The sequence below is a fragment of the Crossiella sp. NPDC003009 genome (genome assembly GCF_053591555.1).
Genome location: NZ_JBSFUA010000053.1, coordinates 1 through 24,190, shown reverse-complemented (window position 1 = coordinate 24,190; position 24,190 = coordinate 1). Strand labels below are relative to the sequence as shown.

General features: G+C 70.7%; 23 protein-coding genes. 14 read left to right on the top strand and 9 right to left on the bottom strand.

Annotated elements, in window-relative coordinates:
* The first annotated feature begins 280 nt into the window (after positions 1 to 280).
* The 8 genes from ACWDY5_RS35385 (at position 281) to ACWDY5_RS35350 (ending at position 7,673) form a co-directional block, all read left to right on the top strand.
* The gene (locus ACWDY5_RS35385) at positions 281 to 613 is read left to right on the top strand and encodes a hypothetical protein (RefSeq protein WP_252485336.1); all 333 of its coding nucleotides are present in this window, start codon (positions 281 to 283) and stop codon (positions 611 to 613) included.
* A 78-nt stretch (positions 614 to 691) separates the two neighbouring features.
* Complete coding sequence (locus ACWDY5_RS35380; protein WP_449726483.1) at positions 692 to 1,537, top strand: bile acid:sodium symporter family protein; 846 nt, start codon at positions 692 to 694, stop codon at positions 1,535 to 1,537.
* Between the two features lie 178 nt (positions 1,538 to 1,715).
* The gene (locus tag ACWDY5_RS35375; protein ID WP_252485338.1) at positions 1,716 to 2,327 is read left to right on the top strand and encodes an ANTAR domain-containing response regulator; all 612 of its coding nucleotides are present in this window, start codon (positions 1,716 to 1,718) and stop codon (positions 2,325 to 2,327) included.
* 269 nt (positions 2,328 to 2,596) lie between these two features.
* Complete coding sequence (locus tag ACWDY5_RS35370; protein ID WP_449726482.1) at positions 2,597 to 3,805, top strand: branched-chain amino acid ABC transporter substrate-binding protein; 1,209 nt, start codon at positions 2,597 to 2,599, stop codon at positions 3,803 to 3,805.
* A gap of 98 nt (positions 3,806 to 3,903) precedes the next feature.
* A complete protein-coding gene (locus tag ACWDY5_RS35365; protein ID WP_449726481.1) occupies positions 3,904 to 4,914 on the top strand; it encodes a branched-chain amino acid ABC transporter permease in 1,011 nt (336 codons plus the stop codon).
* Positions 4,911 to 6,053, top strand: coding sequence for a branched-chain amino acid ABC transporter permease (locus ACWDY5_RS35360; protein ID WP_449726480.1), 1,143 nt, complete (start codon positions 4,911 to 4,913; stop codon positions 6,051 to 6,053). Before ACWDY5_RS35365 ends, ACWDY5_RS35360 begins: the two co-directional genes overlap by 4 nt.
* A gap of 62 nt (positions 6,054 to 6,115) precedes the next feature.
* Positions 6,116 to 6,973 carry an ABC transporter ATP-binding protein gene (locus ACWDY5_RS35355; protein WP_449726513.1) on the top strand — a complete coding sequence of 286 codons (858 nt, stop codon included), beginning with the start codon at positions 6,116 to 6,118 and terminating at the stop codon, positions 6,971 to 6,973.
* Complete coding sequence (locus ACWDY5_RS35350) at positions 6,960 to 7,673, top strand: ABC transporter ATP-binding protein (RefSeq protein WP_449726479.1); 714 nt, start codon at positions 6,960 to 6,962, stop codon at positions 7,671 to 7,673. The genes ACWDY5_RS35355 and ACWDY5_RS35350 overlap by 14 nt, the downstream gene beginning before the upstream one ends.
* 669 nt (positions 7,674 to 8,342) lie before the next feature.
* Here ACWDY5_RS35350 and ACWDY5_RS35345 read toward each other — a convergent pair.
* The gene (locus tag ACWDY5_RS35345; protein ID WP_252485357.1) at positions 8,343 to 8,708 is read right to left on the bottom strand and encodes a PaaI family thioesterase; all 366 of its coding nucleotides are present in this window, start codon (positions 8,706 to 8,708) and stop codon (positions 8,343 to 8,345) included.
* 188 nt (positions 8,709 to 8,896) lie between these two features.
* Between ACWDY5_RS35345 and polA the strand changes: the two genes are divergently transcribed.
* Positions 8,897 to 11,539, top strand: a complete 2,643-nt coding sequence (polA, locus tag ACWDY5_RS35340) for a DNA polymerase I (protein ID WP_449726512.1) — start codon at positions 8,897 to 8,899, stop codon at positions 11,537 to 11,539.
* A gap of 21 nt (positions 11,540 to 11,560) precedes the next feature.
* Here polA and ACWDY5_RS35335 read toward each other — a convergent pair whose 3' ends face one another.
* Complete coding sequence (locus ACWDY5_RS35335) at positions 11,561 to 11,845, bottom strand: hypothetical protein (RefSeq protein WP_449726478.1); 285 nt, start codon at positions 11,843 to 11,845, stop codon at positions 11,561 to 11,563.
* A gap of 60 nt (positions 11,846 to 11,905) precedes the next feature.
* On the opposite strand from ACWDY5_RS35335, the gene ACWDY5_RS35330 reads away from it, so the two are divergent.
* The 3 genes from ACWDY5_RS35330 to ACWDY5_RS35320 all read left to right on the top strand — a co-directional run bounded on the left by ACWDY5_RS35330 (position 11,906) and on the right by ACWDY5_RS35320 (position 13,380).
* Complete coding sequence (locus ACWDY5_RS35330) at positions 11,906 to 12,463, top strand: AAA family ATPase (RefSeq protein ID WP_449726477.1); 558 nt, start codon at positions 11,906 to 11,908, stop codon at positions 12,461 to 12,463.
* 65 nt (positions 12,464 to 12,528) lie between these two features.
* Complete coding sequence (locus ACWDY5_RS35325) at positions 12,529 to 12,771, top strand: hypothetical protein (protein WP_449726476.1); 243 nt, start codon at positions 12,529 to 12,531, stop codon at positions 12,769 to 12,771.
* A gap of 6 nt (positions 12,772 to 12,777) precedes the next feature.
* The gene (locus ACWDY5_RS35320) at positions 12,778 to 13,380 is read left to right on the top strand and encodes a hypothetical protein (protein ID WP_449726475.1); all 603 of its coding nucleotides are present in this window, start codon (positions 12,778 to 12,780) and stop codon (positions 13,378 to 13,380) included.
* Positions 13,381 to 13,387: 7 nt separating this feature from the next.
* On the opposite strand, the gene ACWDY5_RS35315 is transcribed toward ACWDY5_RS35320, so the two are convergent.
* From ACWDY5_RS35315 to ACWDY5_RS35295, 5 genes are all read right to left on the bottom strand, one after another.
* Positions 13,388 to 14,509, bottom strand: coding sequence for a hypothetical protein (locus ACWDY5_RS35315; protein ID WP_449726474.1), 1,122 nt, complete (start codon positions 14,507 to 14,509; stop codon positions 13,388 to 13,390).
* Between the two features lie 110 nt (positions 14,510 to 14,619).
* Positions 14,620 to 16,272, bottom strand: a complete 1,653-nt coding sequence (locus tag ACWDY5_RS35310; protein WP_449726473.1) for a serine/threonine-protein kinase — start codon at positions 16,270 to 16,272, stop codon at positions 14,620 to 14,622.
* A 97-nt stretch (positions 16,273 to 16,369) separates the two neighbouring features.
* A complete protein-coding gene (locus tag ACWDY5_RS35305) occupies positions 16,370 to 16,969 on the bottom strand; it encodes a TetR/AcrR family transcriptional regulator (protein WP_283660407.1) in 600 nt (199 codons plus the stop codon).
* Entirely contained in the window at positions 16,966 to 18,930 is a 1,965-nt protein-coding gene (locus ACWDY5_RS35300) for a YhgE/Pip family protein (RefSeq protein ID WP_449726472.1), read from the bottom strand. The genes ACWDY5_RS35305 and ACWDY5_RS35300 overlap by 4 nt, the downstream gene beginning before the upstream one ends.
* Positions 18,927 to 19,589, bottom strand: coding sequence for an ATP-binding cassette domain-containing protein (locus ACWDY5_RS35295; protein WP_449726471.1), 663 nt, complete (start codon positions 19,587 to 19,589; stop codon positions 18,927 to 18,929). Before ACWDY5_RS35295 ends, ACWDY5_RS35300 begins: the two co-directional genes overlap by 4 nt.
* A gap of 173 nt (positions 19,590 to 19,762) precedes the next feature.
* Here ACWDY5_RS35295 and ACWDY5_RS35290 point away from each other — a divergent pair, with 173 nt between their 5' ends.
* The gene (locus ACWDY5_RS35290; protein ID WP_449726470.1) at positions 19,763 to 20,542 is read left to right on the top strand and encodes a hypothetical protein; all 780 of its coding nucleotides are present in this window, start codon (positions 19,763 to 19,765) and stop codon (positions 20,540 to 20,542) included.
* Here ACWDY5_RS35290 and ACWDY5_RS35285 read toward each other — a convergent pair.
* On the bottom strand, positions 20,442 to 21,371 hold the full coding sequence (locus tag ACWDY5_RS35285; RefSeq protein ID WP_449726469.1) for an N-acetyltransferase family protein: 930 nt from the start codon (positions 21,369 to 21,371) through the stop codon (positions 20,442 to 20,444). The genes ACWDY5_RS35290 and ACWDY5_RS35285 overlap by 101 nt on opposite strands.
* The gene (locus ACWDY5_RS35280) at positions 21,368 to 22,216 is read right to left on the bottom strand and encodes a class I SAM-dependent methyltransferase (protein ID WP_449726468.1); all 849 of its coding nucleotides are present in this window, start codon (positions 22,214 to 22,216) and stop codon (positions 21,368 to 21,370) included. The genes ACWDY5_RS35285 and ACWDY5_RS35280 overlap by 4 nt, the downstream gene beginning before the upstream one ends.
* A 216-nt stretch (positions 22,217 to 22,432) precedes the next feature.
* Between ACWDY5_RS35280 and rpsA the strand changes: the two genes are divergently transcribed.
* Positions 22,433 to 23,920, top strand: coding sequence for a 30S ribosomal protein S1 (gene rpsA, locus ACWDY5_RS35275; RefSeq protein WP_283660402.1), 1,488 nt, complete (start codon positions 22,433 to 22,435; stop codon positions 23,918 to 23,920).
* Positions 23,921 to 24,190: the final 270 nt, after the last annotated feature.

The window sequence follows — 24,190 nt, the reverse complement described above, 5'->3', positions numbered from 1 at the left end:
CGCATTATCTGGTCAGGGGCTGATCTTGTGCTAGTCCCCGGAGGGTGCGGCAGGCCGAGCGGTGCGCCGGGGCATCGCCCGGGTGGCCGTGTTCTTCACATGCCGGCCACGAAATAGCAATGCACGGTCAGCTGTGTGCCGACCGGAACCTGAATACCCGCACAGTTGCCCGTGTATTTGTGGATTGCCGCGCCGCCTCGGATGACCACTCCTGACAGGTCCTGGGCTCGCGGATTGTCCGGCGCGCTGAATTGTCGGTACCGGGTGTCACCATCGGGACATGACCGCTGTTCGGAAGCTCTTGCCAGCCGAGCTGGACCCGCTGACCGCTGTGCTCCAGGCGGTCGCCACCCGCACCTGCGCCCAGTTCGCCGACCGCAACCTCACCATCCGCCGCTCCCGGGTCGTGCACGGCGTGGCCCCGACGAAGTGGATGGCCGGCGTCGAGCTGCCCGGCCCCGCCTGCCACGTGGGTGTGGCCGGTTGGGCCGTGGAGGACCTGCACCCCACCACCAGGCCGGTGACCTGTCGCCGTTGCCTGCGCGGCGCGGGCAGCCGGACCGTGCCGCGGTTGCGGCTGGTCGACCAGCTCGCGTTGCCGTTGGAGGACTGACGGGGGAGCGGGCTCGCGGGGTGGCGTACGGTCGGGCGGTTTGATCACGCCGATCGTGTTGTCAGCCAAGGAGTTCCCGTGTCCTTCTCGATGTTCCTGCCGGTGGCGCTGGCGCTGGTGATGTTCGGGCTGGGGTTGACGCTCACCGGGGCGGATCTGCGGCGGGTGGCTCGTTCGCCCAAGGCGGCGGCGATCACGTTGGCGTGCCAGATGCTGGTGTTGCCGGTGGTGGGGTTTGGGCTGGTGTTGCTGTTCGACCTGCCCGCGGAGCTGGCGGTGGGGGCGATGTTGCTGGCGGCCTCGCCAGGGGGTAGCTCGGCGAGTCTGTTCAGTCATCTGGCCGGTGGGGATGTGGCGCTGAACATCGCGGTGACCGCGGTGAACTCGGTGCTGGCGCTTTTCACGCTGCCGATCGTGGTGGACCTGTCGATGACCTACTTCCTCGGCGCCGGCAAGGAGATCGGCATCCAGGCGGACAAGCTGGCGCAGGTGTTCGCGGGGGTGCTGGTGCCGGTGGGGCTGGGCATGTGGGTGCGGCACCGGTACAGCGAGTGGGCGCGGCGGATGGCCGGGCCGGTGAAGGTCGCGGCGATCGTGGTGTTGTTCGTGGTGGTCACGACCGCCGTGGTGACGCAGTGGACGGTGTTCGTGGCGCACCTGGGCGGGGTGGGGCTGCTGGCGCTGCTGTTCTGCGTGTGCTGCCTGGTGATCGGCTATCTGGTGCCCAGGGCGTTCCGGGTGGCGCGGGAGCAGGCGATCGCCTCGGCCATGGAGATCGGCATCCACAACGGGGTGCTGGCCATCGCGGTCGCGGTGTCGGTGCTGGGCAGTCCGACCATGGCGATCCCGGCCGCGGTGTACGGGATCGTGATGAACTTCCCGACCGCGGTGGCGGCCTGGCTGTTCGGGCGCGGGCGGCGCTGAGCCGCCGGGCGGGGGTGTCCGGGACCGGACCGTCCGGATCCGGACGCGGCCGTTCGCGGACCGCGCTCGCCGGGAATGTCGCGCCGATCACCCACCGCGTTAACCGGGACGTCTCAGCGGCCCGGGTAAGCTGCGGTTTCGCGATCAGTTGCCGCCCAGAGACCGCAGGAGGACCCCGGTGACCCAGCCGGCTGCCGAGGCCCAGGAGCAGGCCACCCCCGTTCAGCGTCGTGTGCTCGTCGCCGAGGACGAGGCGCTCATCCGTCTCGACCTGGTGGAGATGCTCCGCGAGGAGGGCTACGAGGTCGTCGGCGAGGCCGGTGACGGCGAGCGTGCCGTCGAGCTGGCCGGTGAGCTGCGGCCCGACCTGGTCATCATGGACGTCAAGATGCCCAAGAAGGACGGGATCGAGGCCGCCGCGGACATCGCGCGGGAGCGGATCGCGCCGGTGGTCATCCTGACCGCCTTCAGCCAGCGTGAGCTGGTCGAACGCGCCCGCGACGCCGGTGCGATGGCCTACCTGGTCAAGCCGTTCGCCAAGCGGGACCTGGTGCCCGCGATCGAGCTGGCCGTCTCCCGGTTCGCCGAGCTGGCGGCGCTGGAGAACGAGGTCGCCGGGCTCACCGAGCGGCTGGAGACGCGCAAGGCCATCGAGCGCGCCAAGGGTCTGCTGATGAGCAAGCAGGGGCTCTCCGAGCCGGAGGCCTTCCGCTGGATCCAGCGCACCGCCATGGACCGCCGCACCACCATGAAGGCGGTCGCGGACGCGGTGCTGGAGAACCTCAACTGACCCCGTTCTGAACACCCGCGGACACCCTCTGTTGTCCTGCTGCGGAGTGTGATGTAAACGGTGGGTTACCACCCGTTTGGATCTTGTTTCAGATTGACCGGGTCTGCTTCGTGTTCGGTGCGTTACCACCGTCACGATGTGGACACGCTCCTGTAGCGGCCCTGGGCTTCGACGAAACGGACAGCTACTTTCCGGTCCAACCACGTCCCGGAGTGGTACGGGACACCACGGCCGTTCAGCGGCGGTGGATTGGGCAAGTGGAGGTACGGGTGTCTGGAGCACGACTCGTGCGGACCCTGGCGGTCGCGAGCGTCATCGCGCTCACCGTCGCAGGGTGCGGAGGCGGCAGCGGTACATCGGGCGACGGGGGGCAGACCTCCGGCGGACAGGCGGCGCCGGGCAAGCCGGGCGACGCGGCTGACCCGCGTGGTGACGGCAACGCCAAGTGCAGCAATGTCTCGCTCGCCTACATCGGCACCATCAACGGCGGCAACGCCGCGCTGGGCCAGGCCATCCTCAACGGCGCGCAGCTGGCGATCAACCAGCACAACAGCGCGAACGCCGGATGCCAGGTGAACCTGAAGAAGTTCGACTCCGAGGGCAGCCCGGACAAGGCGCCGGGTGTGGTCACCCAGGCGATCACCGACTCGACCATCGTCGGCGTGATCGGCATGCCGTTCTCCGGTGAGTCCAAGGCCGTCGGCGGCACCTTCAACGAGGCCGGCCTGGTCACCATCACGCCTTCGGCGACCAACCCCGGCCTGACCAAGAACGGCTGGAAGACCTTCTTCCGCGGTCTGGGCAACGACGCGGTGCAGGGCCCGGCCGCGGCGAAGTTCCTCACCGACGAGCTGAAGGCGCAGAAGGTCTGCGTGATCAGGGACGACTCGGAGTACGGCACCGGCCTGGCCGACGCGATCAAGGGCGCGCTGGGCGCCAAGGTCGCCTGCGAGGACCAGATCAAGACCAACCAGCGCGAGTTCTCCGCCACCGCGAGCAAGCTGAAGTCCGCCAACGTGGACGCCATCTTCTTCGCCGGCTACTACGCCGAGGGCGGCCCGCTGGCCTCCAAGCTGTTCGACGAGGGCATCAAGGCGAAGTTCGTGGCGCCGGACGGCACCAAGGACGATGAGTTCATCAAGGGCGGCGCGGACGGCGCCGAGGGCGCCTACCTGACCTGCCCGTGCGTGCCGGCGGACGCCTTCACCGATTTCTCCACCGCCTACAAGCAGCTCTCCGGCAAGGAGCCGTCGACCTACTCGGCCGAGGGCTACGACGCCGCGACGATCCTGCTCAAGGGCATCGACAAGGGCCTGAAGGACCGTCCGGGCATGCTGGACTTCGTCAAGAACTACGAGGGCCAGGGCCTGACCAAGAAGTTCAAGTGGGACGCCACCGGTGAGCTCACCGACACGCCCGTCTGGTCGTACAAGGTCGAGGGCGGCAAGATCGTCAAGTACAAGCCGATCACCAAGTAACCCGACCTGACAGTTCACCGCACTGGGGCACGGATGCACGCATTCGCCTGCGTATATCCGTGCCCCAGGCGTATGCACCGCAAGAAACGGGCGGATCTGTGATTCAGCAACTAGGCACAGTTCTCGCGCAGGACTCGGGAAGCGGAATCGGCTTCAACGTTGACCTGCTGCTGGAGAACTTCTGGGCCAACACCGTGGACGGCTTGTCCTACGGCAGTATCTACGCGCTCATGGCGCTGGGCTACACCCTCGTCTACGGCGTGCTGCGGCTCATCAACTTCGCGCACTCCGAGGTGTTCATCGCGGGCGCCTTCGGCATCTGGTTCACCTTCGACGCGCTCGGCTTCAAGCCGGGACCGACTCCCTCGCTGGGCACGGGGGAGATCATCGGCACGCTGGCATTGGCCATCGGGGTCGGCATGCTCGTCTCCGGCGCGGTGGCGGTGATCCTGGAACGCGTCGCCTATCGACCGCTGCGCAAGCGGAACGCGCCCTCGCTGGTCTTCCTGATCACCGCGATCGGCGCCTCCTTCGTGCTGCAGCAGATCTTCTTCGTCTGGCGTGGCGGCAACGCCGAGGGCGCGATCCGCATCATCCGGCCCACCACCCAGTTCGAGATCTTCGGCGCGCGGGTCACCAACGTGCAGATCATCGTCTTCCTCGCCGCGCTGGTGCTGATGTTCGTCGCGGACGCCTTCATCAGGCGCAGCAGGCTCGGCCGCGGCATCCGGGCGGTGGCGCAGGACCCGACCACCGCGACGCTGATGGGCGTCAACCGGGAGCGGGTCATCATGGTGACCTTCCTCATCGGCGGCCTGCTGGCCGGCGCCGCCGCGTTGTTCTACGTCATGCAGATCCCATCGGGTGTCATCTACACCGGTGGATTCCTGTTGGGGCTCAAGGCCTTCACCGCCGCGGTCCTCGGCGGGATCGGTAACCTGCGGGGGGCGGTGCTCGGCGGCCTGCTGCTGGGTGTGGTGGAGAACTACGGACAGTCGCTCTTCGGTGGCCAGTGGCGCGACGTGGTCGCCTTCGTGCTGCTGATCGTGGTCCTGATGTTCCGGCCCACCGGCATCCTCGGCGAGTCCCTCGGGAAGGCACGGGTATGAACGCACAACACGAGAAGACCGCGGCCGTGCCCTTCGGCCAGCGCGTGCGTGACTGGTGGAACGGCCTGAGCCGCTTCCAGCAGTGGGGTGTGCTCATCCCGCTGGTGGCATTCCTGTACCTGCTGCCGCTGCTCAACCCGCCGCTGCTGACCACAGAGCCGGGCACCGACTTCCAGATCGCGCTGTTCAACGCGGCCCGCTTCGCGCTGATCGCGATCGGGCTCAACGTGGTGGTCGGCCAGGCCGGTCTGCTCGATCTCGGCTACGTCGGCTTCTTCGCCGTCGGCGCCTACGTCGCGGCGCTGCTGACCTCGCCGGAGTCCCCGCTGCGCTGGGACTACCCGTGGATCGCGGTGATCCCGGTGGCGATGCTGGTGACCATGGTCTCCGGCGTGCTGCTGGGGACACCGACACTGCGGCTGCGCGGGGACTACCTGGCCATCGTCACCCTCGGCTTCGGCGAGATCGTCCGGTTGCTGGCCGACAACGTGCCGGGGCTGCGCGGCAACCGCGGCTTCCAGGACGTCGGCAGGCCGGAGCTGGAGAACGCCGCGGGCGCCTCGGTCTTCAACTCCACCAACGGCACCCCGTGGTACTGGCTGACCATCTCGATCATCATCGTGGTGCTGGTGCTGGTCGGGAACCTGGAGCGCAGCCGGGTCGGCAGGGCCTGGATCGCGATCAGGGAGGACGAGGACGCCGCGGAGATCATGGGCGTGCCCACGTTCAAGTTCAAGCTGTGGGCCTTCGCCATCGGCGCCGCGATCGGCGGCCTGTCCGGGGTGTTGTACGCGGGCCAGATCGGGTTCGTGAACAACCAGAAGTTCGACGTGGTCACCTCGGTGCTGTTCCTGTCCGCGGTGGTGCTCGGCGGGTCGGGCAACAAGGTCGGCGTCATCCTGGGCGCCTTCGTGATCTCCTATCTGCCGGACCGGTTCCAGGAGATCGCCGAGTACAAGTACCTGATCTTCGGTATCGCGCTGATCGTGCTGATGCTGTTCCGCCCGCAGGGTCTGCTGGGCGCGCGGCAGCGGCTGCTGGCCAGGGGCAGGCAGGCTTACCAGAAGCTGCTGGGCAAACCGGAGCAGATCGCCACGGAGAGCTCGATGCTCGACTCGAAGAAGGGGGTGCAGGGGTGAGCGCGGACAAGCGCGACGACGAACCGGTCGTCGAGGGCGGTCTGGTCGCCGAGGTCGAGCGGATGAGCCCGGAAGAGCGGGCCGCGCACGAGGCCGAGGTGGCCGAGGCGGTCGCCGCCGACCGGGACATCGCGGTCGAGGTCGGGGACACCCTGCTCAAGCTGGACGAGGTCACCATGCGCTTCGGCGGCCTGGTGGCACTGGACGGGGTGAACTTCGAGATCCGCCGCGGCGAGATCCTCGGGCTCATCGGCCCCAACGGCGCGGGCAAGACCACCTGCTTCAACGCGATGACCGGGGTCTACCGGCCCACCAGCGGCCAGGTGCTGCTGGAGGGCAAGCCGATCGGCAAGCGCAAGCGCTTCCAGATCACCCGGCTCGGCATCGCCCGCACCTTCCAGAACATCCGGCTCTTCGGCGAGATGACCGCGCTGGAGAACGTGGTCGTGGGCACCGACGCGCGGCACAAGACCAGCGTGCTCGGCGCCCTGCTCCGGCTGCCCCGGCACCACGCCGAGGAGAAGTCCGCGGTGGAGAAGGCCATGGCGCTGCTGGAGTTCGTCGGCATCGCCGACCGCGCCGCGGAGAAGGCGAAGAACCTGCCCTACGGCTACCAGCGCAGGCTGGAGATCGCCAGGGCGCTGGCCACCGAGCCGAAGCTGCTGTGCCTGGACGAGCCGGCGGCGGGGTTCAACCCGGCGGAGAAGGTAGAGCTGATGGGGCTCATCCGCAAGATCCGCGACGACGGGTACACCGTGCTGCTCATCGAGCACGACATGAAGCTGGTCATGGGCGTCACGGACCGGATCGTGGTGCTGGAGTTCGGCAAGAAGATCGCCGAGGGCCTGCCAGCCGAGATCCGGGACAACCCGGCCGTGATCGCTGCCTACTTGGGGGTGCCCGACGATGGCGCTGCTTGAGCTGAACAACGTCTCCGTGCACTACGGCCGGATCCAGGCGCTGACCGGGATCAGCCTGCGCGTCGAACCAGGTGAGATCGTCAGCCTGATCGGCGCCAACGGCGCGGGCAAGTCCACCACCATGCGCGCGATCAGCGGTGTCCGGCCGCTCTCCGGCGGCACGATCACCTTCGACGGCCAGGACATCTCCAAGCTGCGCGCCGACCTGCGCGTCGTCCGCGGCATCTGCCAGTCGCCGGAAGGCCGGGGCGTCTTCCCTGGCATGACGGTGCTGGAGAACCTGGGCATGGGCTGCTACACCCGCAAGGACAAGGCGGCCATCGCCGAGGACTACGAGCGGGTCTTCGAGCTGTTCCCGCGCCTGGCCGAACGCAAGAACCAGGTCGGCGGCACCATGTCCGGCGGCGAGCAGCAGATGGTCGCCATCGGCCGCGCGCTGATGGCCAGGCCGAGGCTGCTGCTGCTCGACGAGCCGTCGATGGGCCTGGCCCCGCAGTTCATCCAGCAGATCTTCCGGATCATCCGGGAGATCAACCAGCAGGGCACCACGGTGCTGCTGGTGGAGCAGAACGCGCAGCAGGCGCTGAGCCGGGCGCACCGGGGTTATGTGCTGGAGACCGGGCGGATCGTGAAGGAGGGCACGGGGGCGGAGCTGCTGGCCGACCCGTCGATCAAGGAGGCTTATCTCGGGGTGGCTTAGGCCGCCGGAGTACGCCAGTTGTGGTGACGGCTGGTCGCGATCGCGGCCAGCCGTTGCCATTGACGCGGCCGGGCTGGCTTTTCGAAAACCTGTCCGAAGTCTTGAGGTTCCCCATGCCCGTCAACCTGGAGACATCACACCACATCCCAGCGAGCAGACGCTCACAGCAACCGCCGCCAAACCCTCGCAGCGTGACGGCGGCTGCTCGCTGGGATGTGGTTTGCTTTCGGAAGGTTGACGGGCATGGGGAACCTCAAGACCCGCCTGCGTCTCTGCCTTTGATTTTCCCCCCATGCTTTGATCTCTGCCCGTCCGGCGAGGACGCTCTTGACTTTGATCTTCGCCTGAAAACCTAAGACCAAGATCAAAAGAATGTCCTCGCCGGACGGGCAGACCACCGGAGGGGTGGGGCAGATCAACACCCGGTTGAGCAGGTTGCGGGGCCGCGATTGGGCTGCCGGGGCCGATTCCAGCGTGCTCGCGGTCCTCTCGTCTTCTCCGCACGACCTTCCGACAGCGAACCACATCCCGCCGAGCAGCCGCCGTCACGTTGCGAGGGTTCGGCGGCGGTTGCTGTGAGCGTCTGCTCGGCGGGATGCGGTTAGCAGTCTCCAGGCCGTACGGAGAAGACGAGAGGCCCACTTTGTGGGTTTCACCCCGTGCCGAAGGTCAGTTCTTCGGATCCCCGGGCGGGCGCTCCCGCAAAATGCAGGTCAGCTTCGCCGTGCACAGCCGGTGCCCGTCCTCGTCGCTGATCACGATCTCGAACGTCGCCGTCGTCTTCCCCCGGTGCAGCGGCGTGCACACCCCGGTGACGATCCCTTCCCGGCCGGCCCGGTGGTGCGTGCAGGCCAGTTCCAGCCCCAGCGCGATCCGCTCCGGCGCCGCGTGCAGGGCCGCCGCCACCGAGCCCAGGGTCTCCGCCAGCACCGCGCTCGCGCCGCCGTGCAGCAGGCCGTAGGGCTGCCGGTTGCCTTCGATCGGCATCGTGCCGACCAGCTTCTCCGCGTCCCAGGAGGTGATCTGGATGCCCATTTTCTCGGTGAGCTGTCCGGCGGGGAAGTTGCTCAGGTCGACCAGGCTCACCAGGCTCACCATCACCTTTCAGGGGTGTCCGCGCGCGGGGGGCGCGGGGAACGTCGTACCGTCACCTTAGACTCGCCGCCGTGACCCAACCCGACCGCCATGACGCGCGCCGACTGTTGCTGATCGATGGGCACTCGATGGCCTACCGGGCCTTCTTCGCCCTGCCCAAGGAGAACTTCCAGACCGCGACGGGGCAGACCACCAACGCGGTGTACGGGTTCACCTCGATGCTCATCAACCTCCTGCGGGATGAGCAGCCGTCGCACATCGCGGTCGCCTTCGACGTCTCCCGGGTCACCTTCCGCACCGAGGCCTACGCCGAGTACAAGGCCACTCGCAGCGCCACGCCGGATGAGTTCCGCGGGCAGGTCAGCCTCATCCAGGAAGTGCTCAACGCGCTGGCCATCCCGTTCCTGAGCAAGGACAACTACGAGGCCGACGACCTGATCGCCACGCTGACCACCCAGGCGGAGGCGGACGGGTTCGACGTGCTCATCTGTACCGGGGACCGGGACGCCCTCCAGCTTGTCACCGACAAGACGACCGTGTTGTACCCGGTCAAGGGCGTCTCCGAGCTGACCAGGTACACCCCGGAGGCGGTGCAGGCCAAGTACGGGCTCTCGCCCAACCAGTACCCGGACTTCGCGGCGCTGCGTGGCGACCCCTCGGACAACCTGCCCAAGATCCCCGGGGTGGGGGAGAAGACCGTCACCAAGTGGATCCAGGAGTTCGGTTCGCTCAACGGCCTGGTCGACCGGGTGGACGAGGTCAAGGGCAAGGCGGGGGAGAACCTGCGGGCGAACCTGGACGCGGTGCTGCTCAACCGGCGGCTCACCGAGCTGGTCCGCGATGTGGAGCTGCCGGTCGGGGTGGCCGACCTGGCCGCGCGGTCCTGGGACCGGGACGCGGTGCACCGGCTGTTCGACGAGCTGGAGTTCCGGGTGCTGCGCGAGCGCCTGTTCGCCACCCTGTCCACCGCCGAACCCGAGGCGGAGGAAGGCTTCGAGGTCACCGGCGAGACCCTGGCGCCCGGCGCGCTCGGCGCCTGGCTGGCCGAGCACGGGCGCGGCGGGCGGCTCGGACTGTCCTTTGTGGGCGCCTGGGCCCGCGGCGCCGGCGACCTCACCGGCATCGCGCTGTCCACTGTGGACGGGCAGGGCGCGTTCGTGGACGTGACCGCGCTGACCCCCGAGGACGACGAGGCGCTCACCGCCTGGCTCGCCGACGCCGGCGCGCCCAAGGCCGCGCACGACGTCAAGGGGCCGCTGTACGCCTTGCGCGCCCGTGGCTGGACGCTCAACGGGCTCACCTCCGACACCGCGCTGGCCGCCTACCTGGTCCGGCCCGGCCAGCGCTCCTTCGACCTCGGCGACCTGGTGCTGCGCTACCTGCAGCGCGAGCTCCGGGTGGACGACGCGGGCGAGGACGGCCAGCTGTCCCTGCTGGAGGACGAGAGCGAGACCGCGGCCAAGGCCGCCACCAAGGAGATCCTGCGCGCCCGCGCGGTGGCCGAGCTGGCCGGCGCGCTGGATGAGGAGCTGGAGCGCACCGGCGGGTCCCGGCTGCTCGCCGAGCTGGAGCTGCCGCTGCTGGGCGTGCTGGCCGAGCTGGAGATGGTCGGCATCGCGGTGGACGACGACCTGCTCACCGAGCTGGAGGCGCACTTCGCCGGCCGGGTCAAGCAGGCGGCCCAGGACGCCTACGGGGTGATCGGCAAGGAGATCAACCTCGGCTCGCCCAAGCAGCTGCAGGTGGTGCTCTTCGACGAGCTGAACATGCCCAAGACCAAGCGCACCAAGACCGGCTACACCACCGACGCCGAGGCGCTGCAGAAGCTCTACGAGGACACCCAGCACCCGTTCATGGCGCACCTGCTCGAGCACCGGGACGCCACCCGGCTCAAGACCACGGTGGACGGGCTGCTCAAGTCGGTCTCCGACGACGGCCGCATCCACACCACGTTCAACCAGATGATCGCCGCCACCGGCCGGCTGTCCTCCACCGAGCCGAACCTGCAGAACATCCCGATCCGCACCGAGGAGGGCCGCACCATCCGGCGGGCCTTCGTGGTCGGCGGCGGCTACGCCGAGCTGATGACCGCCGACTACAGCCAGATCGAGATGCGCATCATGGCCCACCTGTCCAAGGACGAGGGCCTGATCGCGGCGTTCAACTCCGGCGAGGACCTGCACACCTACGTCGCCGCCCAGGCCTTCGACGTGCCCACCGAGGAGGTCACCGGCGAGCAGCGCCGCCGGGTCAAGGCCATGTCCTACGGCCTGGCCTACGGCCTGTCGGTCTACGGCCTTGCCCAGCAGCTGCGGATCTCCGCCGAGGAGTCCCGCGCCCAGATGGACGCCTACTTCGCCCGCTTCGGCGGCGTCCGCGACTACCTCAACGAGATCGTGGAGAAGGCCCGCAGGGACGGCTACACCGAGACCATCCTCGGCCGCCGCCGCTACCTGCCCGACCTCAACAGCGACAACCGGCAGCGCCGCGAGATGGCCGAGCGGATGGCCCTCAACGCGCCCATCCAGGGCAGCGCCGCCGACATCATCAAGGTGGCCATGCTGGGCGTGCACCAGGCCATCTCCGCCTCCGACCTGCGCTCCCGGATGCTGCTGCAGGTGCACGACGAGCTCGTGCTGGAGATCGCCGACGGCGAGCGGGCGGCGGTGGAGGCGCTGGTCCGCGAGCACATGGGCAACGCCTACCAGCTGGACGTGCCGCTGGACGTCTCGGTCGGCGTCGGCCACTCCTGGGACGAGGCCGCGCACTGACCCCGGGGGTCGCCCCGCGGGTCAGCGCTGCTGGTCCTCGGGGCGGCCCAGGGTGATCCCGCCGGTCACCGTGTCGGCCTGGACCACCGAGCCGTGCACCGTGCCGGTGATCGTGTTGTGCGTGCCGCCGCGCGCCTCGGGCTCGCCGCGCTGCGCCCAGACCGCCACCCCGGCCGCGAGCAGGGTCAGCACACCCAGCGCCACCCACGCCCAGACGTTCGTGCCCAGGTCGGTGGCGACGTTGACGGTGACGCCGATACCGGAGGCGACCAGCGCTGACAGCAGGGCGACCAACCAGCGGCGCATTCGGGCAGCCTCCTCGTACCAGGGCGTGTGACCGCAGGGTACGGCAGTAGGCTGCCCGCCGTGTTGCTCCAGTGGAACGAGCCACTTCACCTGAAACCCCAACGCATCCTCGTCGCCGGGGCCTCCGGCGCGGGCAAGACGACCATGGTCGGCGAGCTGGGCCGGATCTTCGCCTTGCCGACCGTGGAGCTGGACGCGCTCTACCACGGTCCACAGTGGATTCCCCGGCCCACCTTCCTTGCCGAGGTCACCGAGTTCGCCACCAGCGATGAGTGGGTCTGCGAGTGGCAGTACGACTCGGTGCGGCCGCTGCTGGCCGACCGCGCCGAGCTGATGGTCTGGCTGGACCACCCCCGGCACACCGTGATCCAGCGGGTCGTCTGGCGCACCTACCAGCGCCGCCGCCGGGGCGAGAAGCTGTGGAACGGGGAGCAGGAACCGCCGCTGCGCACCATCCTCACCGACCCCGAGCACGTGGTGCGCTGGGCTTGGTCCACCTACCCGAAGGTACGGGCCAGGGTGCTGGAGCTGCTGCCGACCGAGCTGCCCGTGGTGCGGCTGCGCGGCCAGCGCCAGGTCGACGCCTGGCTGCGCGCCATCGCCGGCTGGACTTGGTGACACCACGGGCGGAAGCCGCTTACCGTCGCCTTCTGTAAACGCTTTCATTCCGGACTGGTGGAAGGATGAGGGGGCAGCATGCGGCAGCGCGCCTGGCCCTGTTCGAGACCCCGCGCTGGGTTGGCCTGGACAACTACGTCGAGCTGTTCACCCAGGACGACCGCTACCGCACCGACCAGACCTCTGCCTCCGCCTACGGCGCCATGTTCGCCATGTCAGTCCTGTCCCTGGTGCCGATACTCCTGTTCTTTCTTGCCTTCCAACGCTTCCTGGTTCAAGGTGTAGCGACCTCGGGCCTGAAGGGGTGAGCGCCGATGGCGGATCGGACGCCTGCCGGCCACCTGCGCGGCTCCGCCGTGTGGTGGGACCGCCTGTCCACGCTGTCCGACACCGTGCTGCTCGGCCTGCTCGTCGCGGCCTGCGCGGTGCCGGTGCTGACCCTGCCCGCGGGGTTCGCCGCCGCCTGCGCGGTCACCGCCCGCTGGCGCCACGGCGAGGCCCCGGCGCTGCTGCCGGTCTTCCGCGCCACCCTCGGCAACGGCCTGCGCCGCCACCTGCTCGCCGGGACCGGTTTCGTCGCGGTGACCGCGCTGCTCACCCTGAACCTGATGTTGCTGGCGGACCTGGAACTGCCTGGCGGCTGGGTGCTGCACTGGCTGGTGCGCCTGGTCACCCTGTGCGCCTTCGCGCTGCTCCTGCTGACCGCGGCCATCGTCGGCGCCACCGGCCGCGGCTGGCTGGCCGCCGCCCGCGTGGCCTACGACAAGGCGGTGCTCGACCCCGGCGGCTTCCTGGTGGTGGCCTTCGCGCTCGCCGCGGCCGGGGTGCTGGTGTGGGCGCTGCCGCCGCTGCTGCTGGTGGTCGCCGGACCGCTCGCGGTGGCCGCCACCGCGGTCAGCCTGCGCGAGGAGCCCTAGTCGGACACTAGCCGTTGTGCAGCGGCGTCCAGCCCACCCCGTCCACGGTGTGCCGGTACGTGCTGCCCTCCACCAGCAGGTAGCCGGTGCGGATCCGCTGGACCCAGGAGTTGGCAGGCAGCTTCTCCTCGCGGCCCGCCTGCCGGAAGGACCGCGCGCCCTCGTCGAGCACCCAGCTCCGGCCCTCGAGGTCGAGCGTGACCAGCTGCCCGCCCGGCCGGGGCAGCAGGCTCGTCATCGAGCGCGGGTGCTCGTCCCGCTTGCCGTCCTGCCAGACCAGCTCCCAGCGCTCGCCGCGCTGGCGGTACAGGGTGTTCCGGAGATCCGTGCCGGACTCGGCCCGCTCGTCCTGGGTCGACACCTGGATGAAGGTGACCTCGCCGGACTCCGCCACCGTGACGTGCGTGGCCGTGCCGGCGCCACCCGGTGGCAGCTCGGCCAGCTGCCAGCCGCGGCCCTCATCGGCGCTGGTGGCCACCACCGGCCGCCCGTCCCGCTTGCCGACCACCCGCCAGCGGCCCTTGCCGTCCGGGAACGGCAGCGGGTGCGCCTCGGCCAGCGGCGGCAGGGTGCGCAGCTCGGCCCGCCGCCCTGACTCCGGCAGCAGCACCATGATCTTCGGCAGGCAGGCCGTTCTCGGCGGGCAGTACCGCTCCAGCTGGGCGCCCGCCGGGATCGAGTCCACCGGCGCGGCGTCCTCGGTCACCTTGCTCCAGGTGCGCCCCCGGTCCGCGCTGAACCAGTGCGCACCGTCGTTGGCCCGCACGACCAGCCGCTGCTGCCCCAGCGCCGTCACCCCGACCCACCGCCGCGAACGCTCGCCGCGCAGCTCCTCCGGCAGGTCGGCGAAGGTGATCCCACCCTCCTCGGACTCCATCAGCGTGTGCGCGCACCGGGGTTCGGTCTGCCCCCGGCAGTGCCCGAGCACACCGAAGAAGTGCCGCCCGGCGACCACGTCCACCGAGCGCAGCTGCGGCACCGCGGGCTCCTCGGCCACCGTGGTGGCCGGTCCCGGTGGCGGCGCGGGCGGCTCGGTGTCCTCGCGCAGCACGATCACCGTGGCCACCAGCACCGCCGTGATCGTCGCCCCGGTCAGCAGCGCCCGCCGCCGCGCGGACAGCTCGGTCACCGGCGACCACCCCCTCGTCCCCCGGCGTCCCCGATCGGTCAAGGCTACCGGCGCTCAGCCCGGCACGGGGGTCCAGCCGAGGCCGTCCGCGGACTCCTCCGGCGGGGCGGCTAGCGCGGCCCCGCCACCTCCGCCGCCTTCCGCGCCGCCGCCGTCACCCAGGGCAGCTCCACCGAGCCCCGGCTCAGGTTCACGTAGAGGGCGCGCGCATGTGTCACGTACCGGTGCTGCCGCACCAGATATCCGTACTGCGTCGCCCGGTTGTAGTCGCCTTGGCACACCGTCGAACCCGCGCCCTGCCGGGGGCACCAGATGCCCCAGTCCGCGGTGTTCGTGCCGCCGAGCTCACCGAAGGCGGTGTTCGCGGTGGCCGCGTCGGGCAGCGGGAGCACCACCACCGAGACCAGGACCTGGTTGGAGTGGTCCACGTAGGTCGCGGCGAGCATGGTGGTGCACCTGGCCCTGCGCAGCGCGTCCCGCACCGGCGCCCGCTCGGAGTTGCCCAGGCAGCTCTGCTGGCCGCCGCTGCGCAGGGTGTACTCCACGTTCTTGCTGTCCCGGAAGGACTTCGGCAGCAGCGCCTCGGTGGTCAGCGGGGTGCGGTCGGTATCCTGCCGGTCCAGGCTCTTCGGGTCGACGGCGGTGCTAGCCGGGGCGGCGGTGCTGGTGGGGGCCGCGGTGACACGCTGCGCGGTGGTGGCCGGGGTGGCGCGCCCGGTGGTGGCGGGGGTGGTGCGTTCGGTGGTGGCCGTGGTCGTGCGCGCCGTGGTGCCCGTGCTCAGGCCGAGGCCGCCGTTGACGAAGTTGGCGAACGGCGGGTGCTGGGAGTACGCCAGCACCAGCACCGCGATGGTGCCCAGCACCGCGGCCACCACCCGGCCGGACCGCGCGGGCGGAGTCACTACCACCGGCGGCGGGATGTCGTCGGTCAGCGTGGTCGAGGCCGGGTCGAGCAGTTGCCGCGCCTCGGTCGCGCTGGGCCGCTGCACCGGGTCCTTGGCCAGCAACCGGGTGATCAGCGGCGCCAGCTCGCCCGCGTGCTTCATCGGCGGCGGCTCGTCGAACCGGATCGCGTCCAGGGTCGAGCGCGGCGGCTCCCGCCGGAACGGCGAGACGCCCTCCACCGCCCGGTAGAGCGTCACCCCCAGCGAGAACAGGTCGCTCGGCGCCGCACCGGCCTCCCCGGCGGCCCGCTCCGGCGACAGGTACTCCAGGGTGCCGATGATCATCCCGGACTCGGTGACCTGCGGGTCGGCCTCGTGCACCGCGATGCCGAAGTCGGTGAGCAGCACCTCGCCGCCCTCGGCCAGCATCACGTTGGCGGGCTTGACATCCCGGTGCGTGATCCGCGCCGCGTGCACCGCCTCCAGCGCCGCCAGCAGCGCCGCCGCGACCTCTCTGACCTCGGCCACGGGCAGCCTGCGCCGCTCCTTGATCCGCTCACCCAGCGATCGCCCGGCCACCAGCCGCATCACCAGCCACGGCTTGTCGTCCTCGATCACGATGTCGTGCACCGGCACGATGTTCGGGTGCTCCCGCAGCGCGGCGGCGTTGCGCGCCTCCCGCTCCGCGCGCGCCAGCCGCTCGGCGTGCTGTTCCTGCGACAGCGCGGGCGGCAGCCACACTTCTTTGACCGCCACCGGCACCCGCAGCGTCTCGTCGTAGGCCCGCCACACCCGCCCGAACCCACCGGCCGCCAGCCGTTCCGCCAGCCGGTAGCGCCCGCCGACCAGCCGCCCGGTCCGCGCTTCCTCCTGTGCCATGAACCCCCACCAGGCATCCGGCTCCGCAGTGAGCCACCCACTCTGCCGGGCGCGGCGGTGGGAAAGATATCGGTAGGAGTACCGATTCCGGCACAGCTCAGCGCTTGCCCCGCCCCATGCCCCTGACCAACAGCATCACCGACTCGCGGACCTCCTCGCGGGTCCGCTGCCGCTGGAAGGTCTGCCAGTCCAGCGCCACCACCAGCAGCGTGCCGAACAGCGCCGCCGAGGCGGTGCCCACCTCCACCCCGCACAGCCGCCCCGCGTCCGCGTGCCGCTGCAGCACCCGCTTGACGATGGCCACGATGTCATCGCGCAGTAAGGAGAGCGTGCCGTGGAACTGGCCCGGCGTCCGCCACATCTCACTCACCAGCAGCTGCGCGAACTCCGGGTACTCGCCGAAGAACAGCAGCGCCCCGTCCACCAGGGTCTCCACCGAGGACTCGGTGTCCGGCACCTCCTCGGCCCGGCGCAGCTGCCCGGCCAGCAGGTCCACCCCGTGCCGCAGCAACGCCTCGACCAGGCCGTCCTTGCTGCCGAAGTTGTAGTAGACGGTGCCCTTGGCCACCCCGGCGCTGGCCGCGATCTCGTCCACGGTGACCCCGGCCGCGCCGCGCTCGCCGATCAGGCGCAGCGCGGCGTCGAACAGCTTCTGCTTGCTGGTGGTCTTCCGCACCGCCTTCGCCGCGGTGTTCACAGCACCAGCTCCGGCTTGAGCTTCGTCGGCGTCCACACCCGTTGTTTGTAGGCGGCCAGGCAGGACAGCGCCAGCCCCAGCACCAGGTACATCGAGAGCACCGTGACGTCCTCCCACACCGGGCCGAGGCCGCCGCCGTAGAGCAGGTGCCGGTTGCCGTCGACCACGTAGGACAGCGGCAGGATCAGGTGCAGCGGCTTGAGCGGATCGGGCACGGTCTGCCACGGGAAGGTGCCGCCCGCGGTGGTCAGCTGCAGCACCAGCAGCACCAGGCCGACGAACTTGCCCGCCGGGCCCAGCAGCGCGTTCAACCCGTGCAGCACCGCGGTGAAGGCCAGCGAGGTCAGCAGCATGAAGCCCAGCGCGCCCCACGGCCGGGCCGGGGTGATGCCCAGCGCCAGCGTCACCACGCCGAAGAGCATCGCGGTCTGCACCGCGCCGAGCACCGCGGCGGGCAGCCAGCCGCCCAGTGCCACCCTGACCGGGTTGGCGCCGGAGGCCAGCGCGCGCCGGGACAGCGGGCGCAGCAACAGGAACAGCACGAACGCGCCGATCCACAGCGCCAGGCCGAGGAAGAACGGGGCCAGGCCGGAACCGTAGTTGGGCGCCTGGTTCTCCCCGACCGCGCGGACCGCCACCGGGTCGCCGATGGTGCGCGCGGTGGCCTTGCGGGTCTCGTCATCCGGGTTCGGGATCTGGCCCGCGCCCTCGGCCAGCTTGCCGTGCAGCTCGCCGTTGCCGTCGCTGACCTTCTTCGCGCCGTCCTGCAGCTCCGCGGTGCCCGCGTAGAGCTTGCCGGAGCCGTCGTCGGCCTTGCGCACGCCGTCCCGCAACGTCTTCGCGCCATCGGCCAGCTTCTTCGCCCCGTCCGCGGCCTCGCCGATCTTGCCGGTCAGCTCGGCGCTGCTGGCGGCCAGGGTCTTCGCGCCGTCGGCGACCTGCTTGGACCCGTCGGCGAGCTGCTTGACCTGGCCGACCGCGCCCTGGATCTTGTCGTTGGTCTCCCGCACCGGTTTCCCGGCCTCGGTGACCGCGGCCAGCACCCGCTGCACCTGCTCCTCGGCCAGGCCCAGCTCGCGCAGCCGCTTGGCCAGGTCCTCCTTCTTGCCGCTGAGGAAGTCCACCAGGTGCTGGGAGCCCTCGGCGACCGTGCCCGCCTTCTGCGCCAGCTGCGCGTTGCCGTCGGCGACCTTGGCCGCGCCGTCGGCCAGCTGCTTGGTCTTGCCGGGCAGCGGCGCGGTCTTCTCCTTCATGGTGGCCATGCCCGTGGCCAGCTCACCGTTCTTGGCCGCCAGGGTGTCCGCGCCGTCGGCCAGCTTGTCCAGGCCGGCGTGCAGCTCGTTGATCTTTTCCCGGGCGGTGCCCACCCCGTCGGAGACCTTCTTCGAACCGTCGGCCAGCTTCCCGGCGCCGTCGGCGGCCTCCAAGGTCTTGTCCCGCAACGTGGAGAAGCCCATTAGCAGCCGGTCCGCGGCCTCGGTGCCGGCGTCCGCCGCGACCGCCCGCCGCACCTCGCTGACCACCTTGTCCGCGATGGTGCGCACGATGTAGTTGTTGGCGTCGTTGGTGGTCAGGATCAGCGTGCCCTGCCTCGGCTCGAACTTGCCCGGCGAGGCCAGCGCGGCGGAGAAGTCGGCGGGCAGGGTCAGCGAGAAGGTGTACTTGCCGTCCCGCACCCCGGTCTCGGCCTCCTGGGCGTCCACCCGGTGCCAGTCGAAGGCCTCGGAGTTGGCCAGCTTGTCCGCGACCTTCTCCCCGGCGCGCAGGTCCCCGCTGCCGGTGTCGGCCACCACCAGCGCGGCAGGCACGTCCTTGAGCTTGCCGTAGGGATCCCAGTTCGCGTACAGGTACAGCGCGCCGTAGAGCAGCGGCACCAGGGCCAGCGCGACCACGGCGAGCTTGGGCAGCTTGCCCGCGGTGATCCGTTGGAACTCGCCCTTGGCCAGGCGGAAGGCAGTCATCGGGTCTCGTCCTCAGTGTTGCTCACGGTGAAGGCGGGCGGCTGAACCTGGCGGCCCAAGCGGGCCGCGGGCAGGTCCAGCAGGCGCGCCGAAGTCTCGGTGCACAGCACCACCACCGCCCGGTCGCGGGTGGCGTGCGCCCGGGCGACGGTCCACCAGGTGTGCGGGTCGTCGCAGTGCCGGTCCGGGCAGTCCAGCACCAGCAGCCGCACCTCGGGCCGCTCGGCGGCCAGCTCGGTCAGCAGCCGGGTGCGCACGGTCGGCGGAATCCGGTCGAAGCGGGTGCTCGCGTGCTGCTCGGCGTCGTGCCGCCGCAGCCAGTCCCGCACCGCGGCCCGCCCGGCCGGCTGGCCCGCGAAGGAGAGCTCCTCGCCGACCACGGTGCGCAGCGGCAGCGCGTCCTCCGGCTCGGTCACCCCCGGCGCGTCGACCACCGCGACCCGCTTGCGCAGCGCCGCGTCGTCGCGCCGCCCGTCCACGGTGACCTCACCGGCCGAGGGCGCCATCCGCCCGGCCAGCATCAGCGCCAGCGGGGTGTGCCCGGTGCCGGGCTCCCCGGCGACCAGGGCAACCTGTCCCGCGCGCACCCGCAGCGTGGTCGGCCGCAGCAACGGGCCGTGCGCGCCGTTCACGCCGACTTCCCTGGCCAGAATCTCCACCGGGTGCTCTCCTCGCGGACTCTTTACCAACTCTTTGAACTGACCGGTCAGTTCAAATTGTCCCCGTGCGAGGCCGCCCGCGCAACCCGGACAGACCGCGCAGAGCACTCTTACCGGCCGTCCGGCCGGGAAAACCCCTGGAACCGGGCCCGCCGACCGGCAAAGCTGCCGGTGTGCGGGTCACTGTGATCTCCCACCCCGTCCAGCGGCACGGTCCACTGCACCGGATCCTCATCCCGGCCGCCGTGCTGCGCCACACGTGGCTGCGCTCGCCGTTCCTGACCGGCTATGGCACGATCACCGGCTCCCGCGCCGACCTGCTGCGCCTGGCCGCGCTGTGCCGCCTGGCCGCCATCAGCCCGCACAGCGCCGTGCACGTCCCGGCGCGGGCCAACGAGATCCTCGGGGACCTCGAGCACTGGTTCACCGGCCACCGCCCGCTCGACCTGCTCATCGCCCGCCGGGACGCCGGCCTGCGCGCCTCCGCCTGGCCCGGGCTGCGCGCCAGCGCCCGCCGCCGTGCCGGCACGGCCCGCAGGCACACCGCGGACACCCCCGCCCCCCGGCCGCCGGTCGACCTGTGGTCCAGGGAGTGGACCCCGCCGAGGCGGCTGACCCTGGCCGAGCACGCCGAGACGCTGGTGGTCACCGCCGCTTCCTGGAGCCTGCACCAGGTCGGCGACCAGCTCACCGTGGCCGGCGAGGCCATCGCCACGAACAAGGACGTCCACCGGCTCGGCCAGGCGCTGCTGGCCACCTTCACCCCGGTGCTGCACGGTGGTGGCGGCGCCGCTGACAAGCTGGAGCTCGACGTCTACGCGCGCGAGCCGATCTTCCACAAGGCCCGCTGGGCTAGCGGAGCGCCCCCGCGGGCCGGATCTCCCACATCGTCCACAGCGGCCGGTAGCCCTGCCGCGCCCAGAACACCGAGGACAGCGGGTTCGGCGGGTTGAAGTACAGGTAGCTGCCGGCCACCCCGGCCGCGGCGAACTCCGCGTGCGCGGCCGCCATCAGCAGCTGCCCCACCCCGGACCCGCGCGCCCCCGGCAGCACCGACACGCAGTTCACATACCCCCAGCGCCCGTACGGCAGCCGGGCCGCCGCCGCGGTCCTGGGGCCGGAGTCGGTCCAGCCGCACTCGGCCAGCCCCACCGGCACCCCGTCGTGCTCGGCCAGCCACACCGGGTCGCCCGCGCGCAGCCGGTTGGCCAGCGCCTCCCGCTTCAGCGCCGCCGCGTCCGGCCGGATCACCGCCGAGCCGACCAGCGCCGAGTACGCCAGCTCCAGCATGGACAGCTCCACCGCGGCGTCCAGGTCGGCTTGCCTGGCCCTGCGCACGGTCAGCGGGCCGGGGGAGGGGGCGGCGGACTCGCGCCGCTCGCGCACCGCCAGCACGGACAGCGGGACCAGGCCGTGGTCCAGCAGCGCGCGGGTGGCGGCCACGTCCCGGCTGGGCCAGTTCAGCACGCAGGCGGAGTCCGGGTCGAAGTCGGCCTGCCCGGCCATCCGGTGCTGCCAGGCGCGCAGCAGCGCGTCCATGCCGGCCCGGCCGCTGGCGCCCAGCACCGGCACCAGCTCCCACACCCTGGCCGCCGACCACAACCGGTTCGCCGAGCCGGGCGGGTACTCGGTGAACTCCACCATCCCGGCCACCCGGCCACCGTCGGGCAGCGCGGCGCTGACCGCGTCCCCGCGCACCGGTCCCGCGGCCGGCGGCAGCAGCGGGTCGAGACCGGCGAAGTGCGCGGTCTGCGCGGCCAGCAGGTCACCGACCAGCGTCATGGACCGGCCTTGTGGCAGCGGAAGATCGCGGTGCCGGGGAAGAGCTCACCGCGCAGCGGGCTCCACTGGCCCCACTCGCGGGTGTGGCCCTCCGGCCACTCCGGCTCCAGCAGTTCGTCCAGCAGCAGCCCGGCCCGGTTCAGCTCGCGCAGGTAGTCGCCCATGGTCCGGTGGTGCTCGACGTAGGTCGGCGTGCCGTCCTCGTCGACCTCCAGGTACGGGGTGCGGTCGAAGTAGGACTGCATGGCGACCAGCCCGGCCTCGCCCGGGTCGTCCGGGAAAATCCACCGCATCGGGTGAGTCACGGCGAAGACCCACCGCCCGCCCGGCTTGAGCACGCGATGGACCTCCGACAGCAACATGCCGAGGTCGGCTACGAACGGCACCGCGCCGAACGCGCTGCACACGGTGTCGAAGGCCTCGTCGGCGAAGGGCAGCTGGTCCCCGCTGGCCTGCACCAGCGGCACCCGCACCCCGACGTCCACGCCGGCCTGCTGGGCGTGCCGCAGCATCCCGGCCGAGACGTCCAGGCCGACCGCGTGCGCGCCCTGGGTGGCCAGCCAGCGCGCGCAGGCCGCCATCCCGCAGCCCATCTCCAGAATCCGCCGCCCAGCGAGCTCGCCCAGCAGGCCGAGATCGCGCTCCAGCAGCCCCTCCGGGCACCAGACGAACTCCGCCTCGCCCAGGAACTCCGCGTGTTCTGCTTGGTAGTCGTCGGCGTCGGCGTCCCACCAGACCCGGCTGGCCAGCCGCGACTCCTCGGCGTCCACCCGGCGTTTGACCACCTTGGACGTGCCGAGGACCCGCTCGGCGGTGGCGTGGCGGTCCTCCGCTGGCGCGGCCACGGCTGCTCCTTCTGGCTAAAGACACCCCACCGGGTTTGCCCGGCGATCGAGAGGGTGCGTACGATACTGAACGCGCTATAGGTGCGCTCTGCCCGGAACCGGCACTGTTGTGGATCTCCTCGTCGGCTGCGGTGGCTGGAGCCGCGCCGCCCGGCGAGCTACACCCACAACTTCAGTCCGTATCGACACCCAATCCGTACCGGAGCAACCCACCTAATGTCCACCGACACCACCACCGTTCCCGCCGCGGCCGCGCAGGTCGCCATCAACGACATCGGGACGGCGGAGGACTTCCTCGCCGCCATCGATTTGACCATCAAGTACTTCAACGATGGCGACATCGTCGAAGGCACCATCGTCAAGGTCGACCGTGACGAGGTGCTTCTCGATATCGGCTACAAGACCGAGGGCGTCATCCCCTCGCGCGAGTTGTCGATCAAGCACGACGTCGACCCCGCCGAGGTAGTCACTGTCGGTGATCACGTCGAGGCCCTCGTTCTCCAGAAGGAGGACAAGGAAGGCCGTCTGATCCTCTCCAAGAAGCGTGCTCAGTACGAGCGCGCCTGGGGCACCATCGAGGCGCTCAAGGAGAAGGACGAGCCGGTCAAGGGCACCGTCATCGAGGTGGTCAAGGGTGGGCTCATCCTCGACATCGGGCTGCGCGGCTTCCTGCCCGCGTCCCTGGTCGAGATGCGCCGCGTGCGCGACCTCCAGCCGTACGTCGGCCGCGAGCTCGAAGCCAAGATCATCGAGCTGGACAAGAACCGCAACAACGTGGTCCTGTCCCGCCGCGCGTGGCTCGAGCAGACCCAGTCCGAGGTCCGCAGCGAGTTCCTCAACCAGCTGCAGAAGGGCCAGGTCCGCAAGGGCGTTGTGTCCTCCATCGTCAACTTCGGCGCCTTCGTCGACCTTGGCGGTGTGGACGGCCTCGTGCACGTCTCCGAGCTGTCCTGGAAGCACATCGACCACCCCTCCGAGGTGGTTGAGGTCGGCCAGGAGGTCACCGTCGAGGTGCTCGACGTCGACATGGAGCGCGAGCGCGTCTCCCTGTCGCTGAAGGCCACCCAGGAAGACCCGTGGCGCCAGTTCGCCCGGACCCACGCGATCGGCCAGATCGTGCCGGGCAAGGTCACCAAGCTGGTTCCGTTCGGCGCGTTCGTCCGGGTGGACGAGGGCATCGAGGGCCTGGTCCACATCTCCGAGCTGGCCGAGCGCCACGTGGAGATCCCGGAGCAGGTCGTCCAGGTCGGCGACGACGTCATGGTCAAGGTCATCGACATCGACCTGGACCGCCGCCGGATCTCGCTGTCCCTGAAGCAGGCGAACGAGGGCTTCACCGCGGACTCCGAGTTCGACCCGACCCAGTACGGCATGGCCGCCGAGTACGACGCCGAGGGCAACTACATCTACCCCGAAGGCTTCGACCCGGAGACCCAGGACTGGCTCGAGGGCTTCGACAAGCAGCGCGAGGAGTGGGAGAAGCAGTACGCCGAGGCGCGTGCCCGCTACGACGCCCACATCAAGCAGGTTGTCAAGGCCTCCGAGGCCGACGCCGAGGCCGCGGCCGCTGGCACCACCGGCGAGGGTGGCGCCCCCGCCAGCACCGGCGGCGGCAACTACAGCTCCGGCAGCGACAGCAGCGGCACCCTGGCCAGCGACGAGCAGCTGGCCGCCCTCCGCGAAAAGCTCTCCGGCGGCGCCTGATCCCAGGCCGCTAGCGAGCTAGCAAGCTAACCCCTCGGCCCCGCACCCCCCACAGGGTGCGGGGCCGAGCCATATCCACCCCACCCCCGCGCCCCGCCGCGCCCCCCACCTCCGGCCACTCGCACCCCCCCGGCCACCCCCACCCCGTCAGACTCCAGCCCCGCCCCCGCTCCCGCCAGCACCTCCGCCCCGCCCCGCTCCCACCCCGGCTCAGTCCACCCCGGCGCAGCCCGGCCCGCCCCGGCCCGCCCCGGCCCGGCCCGGCTCGGC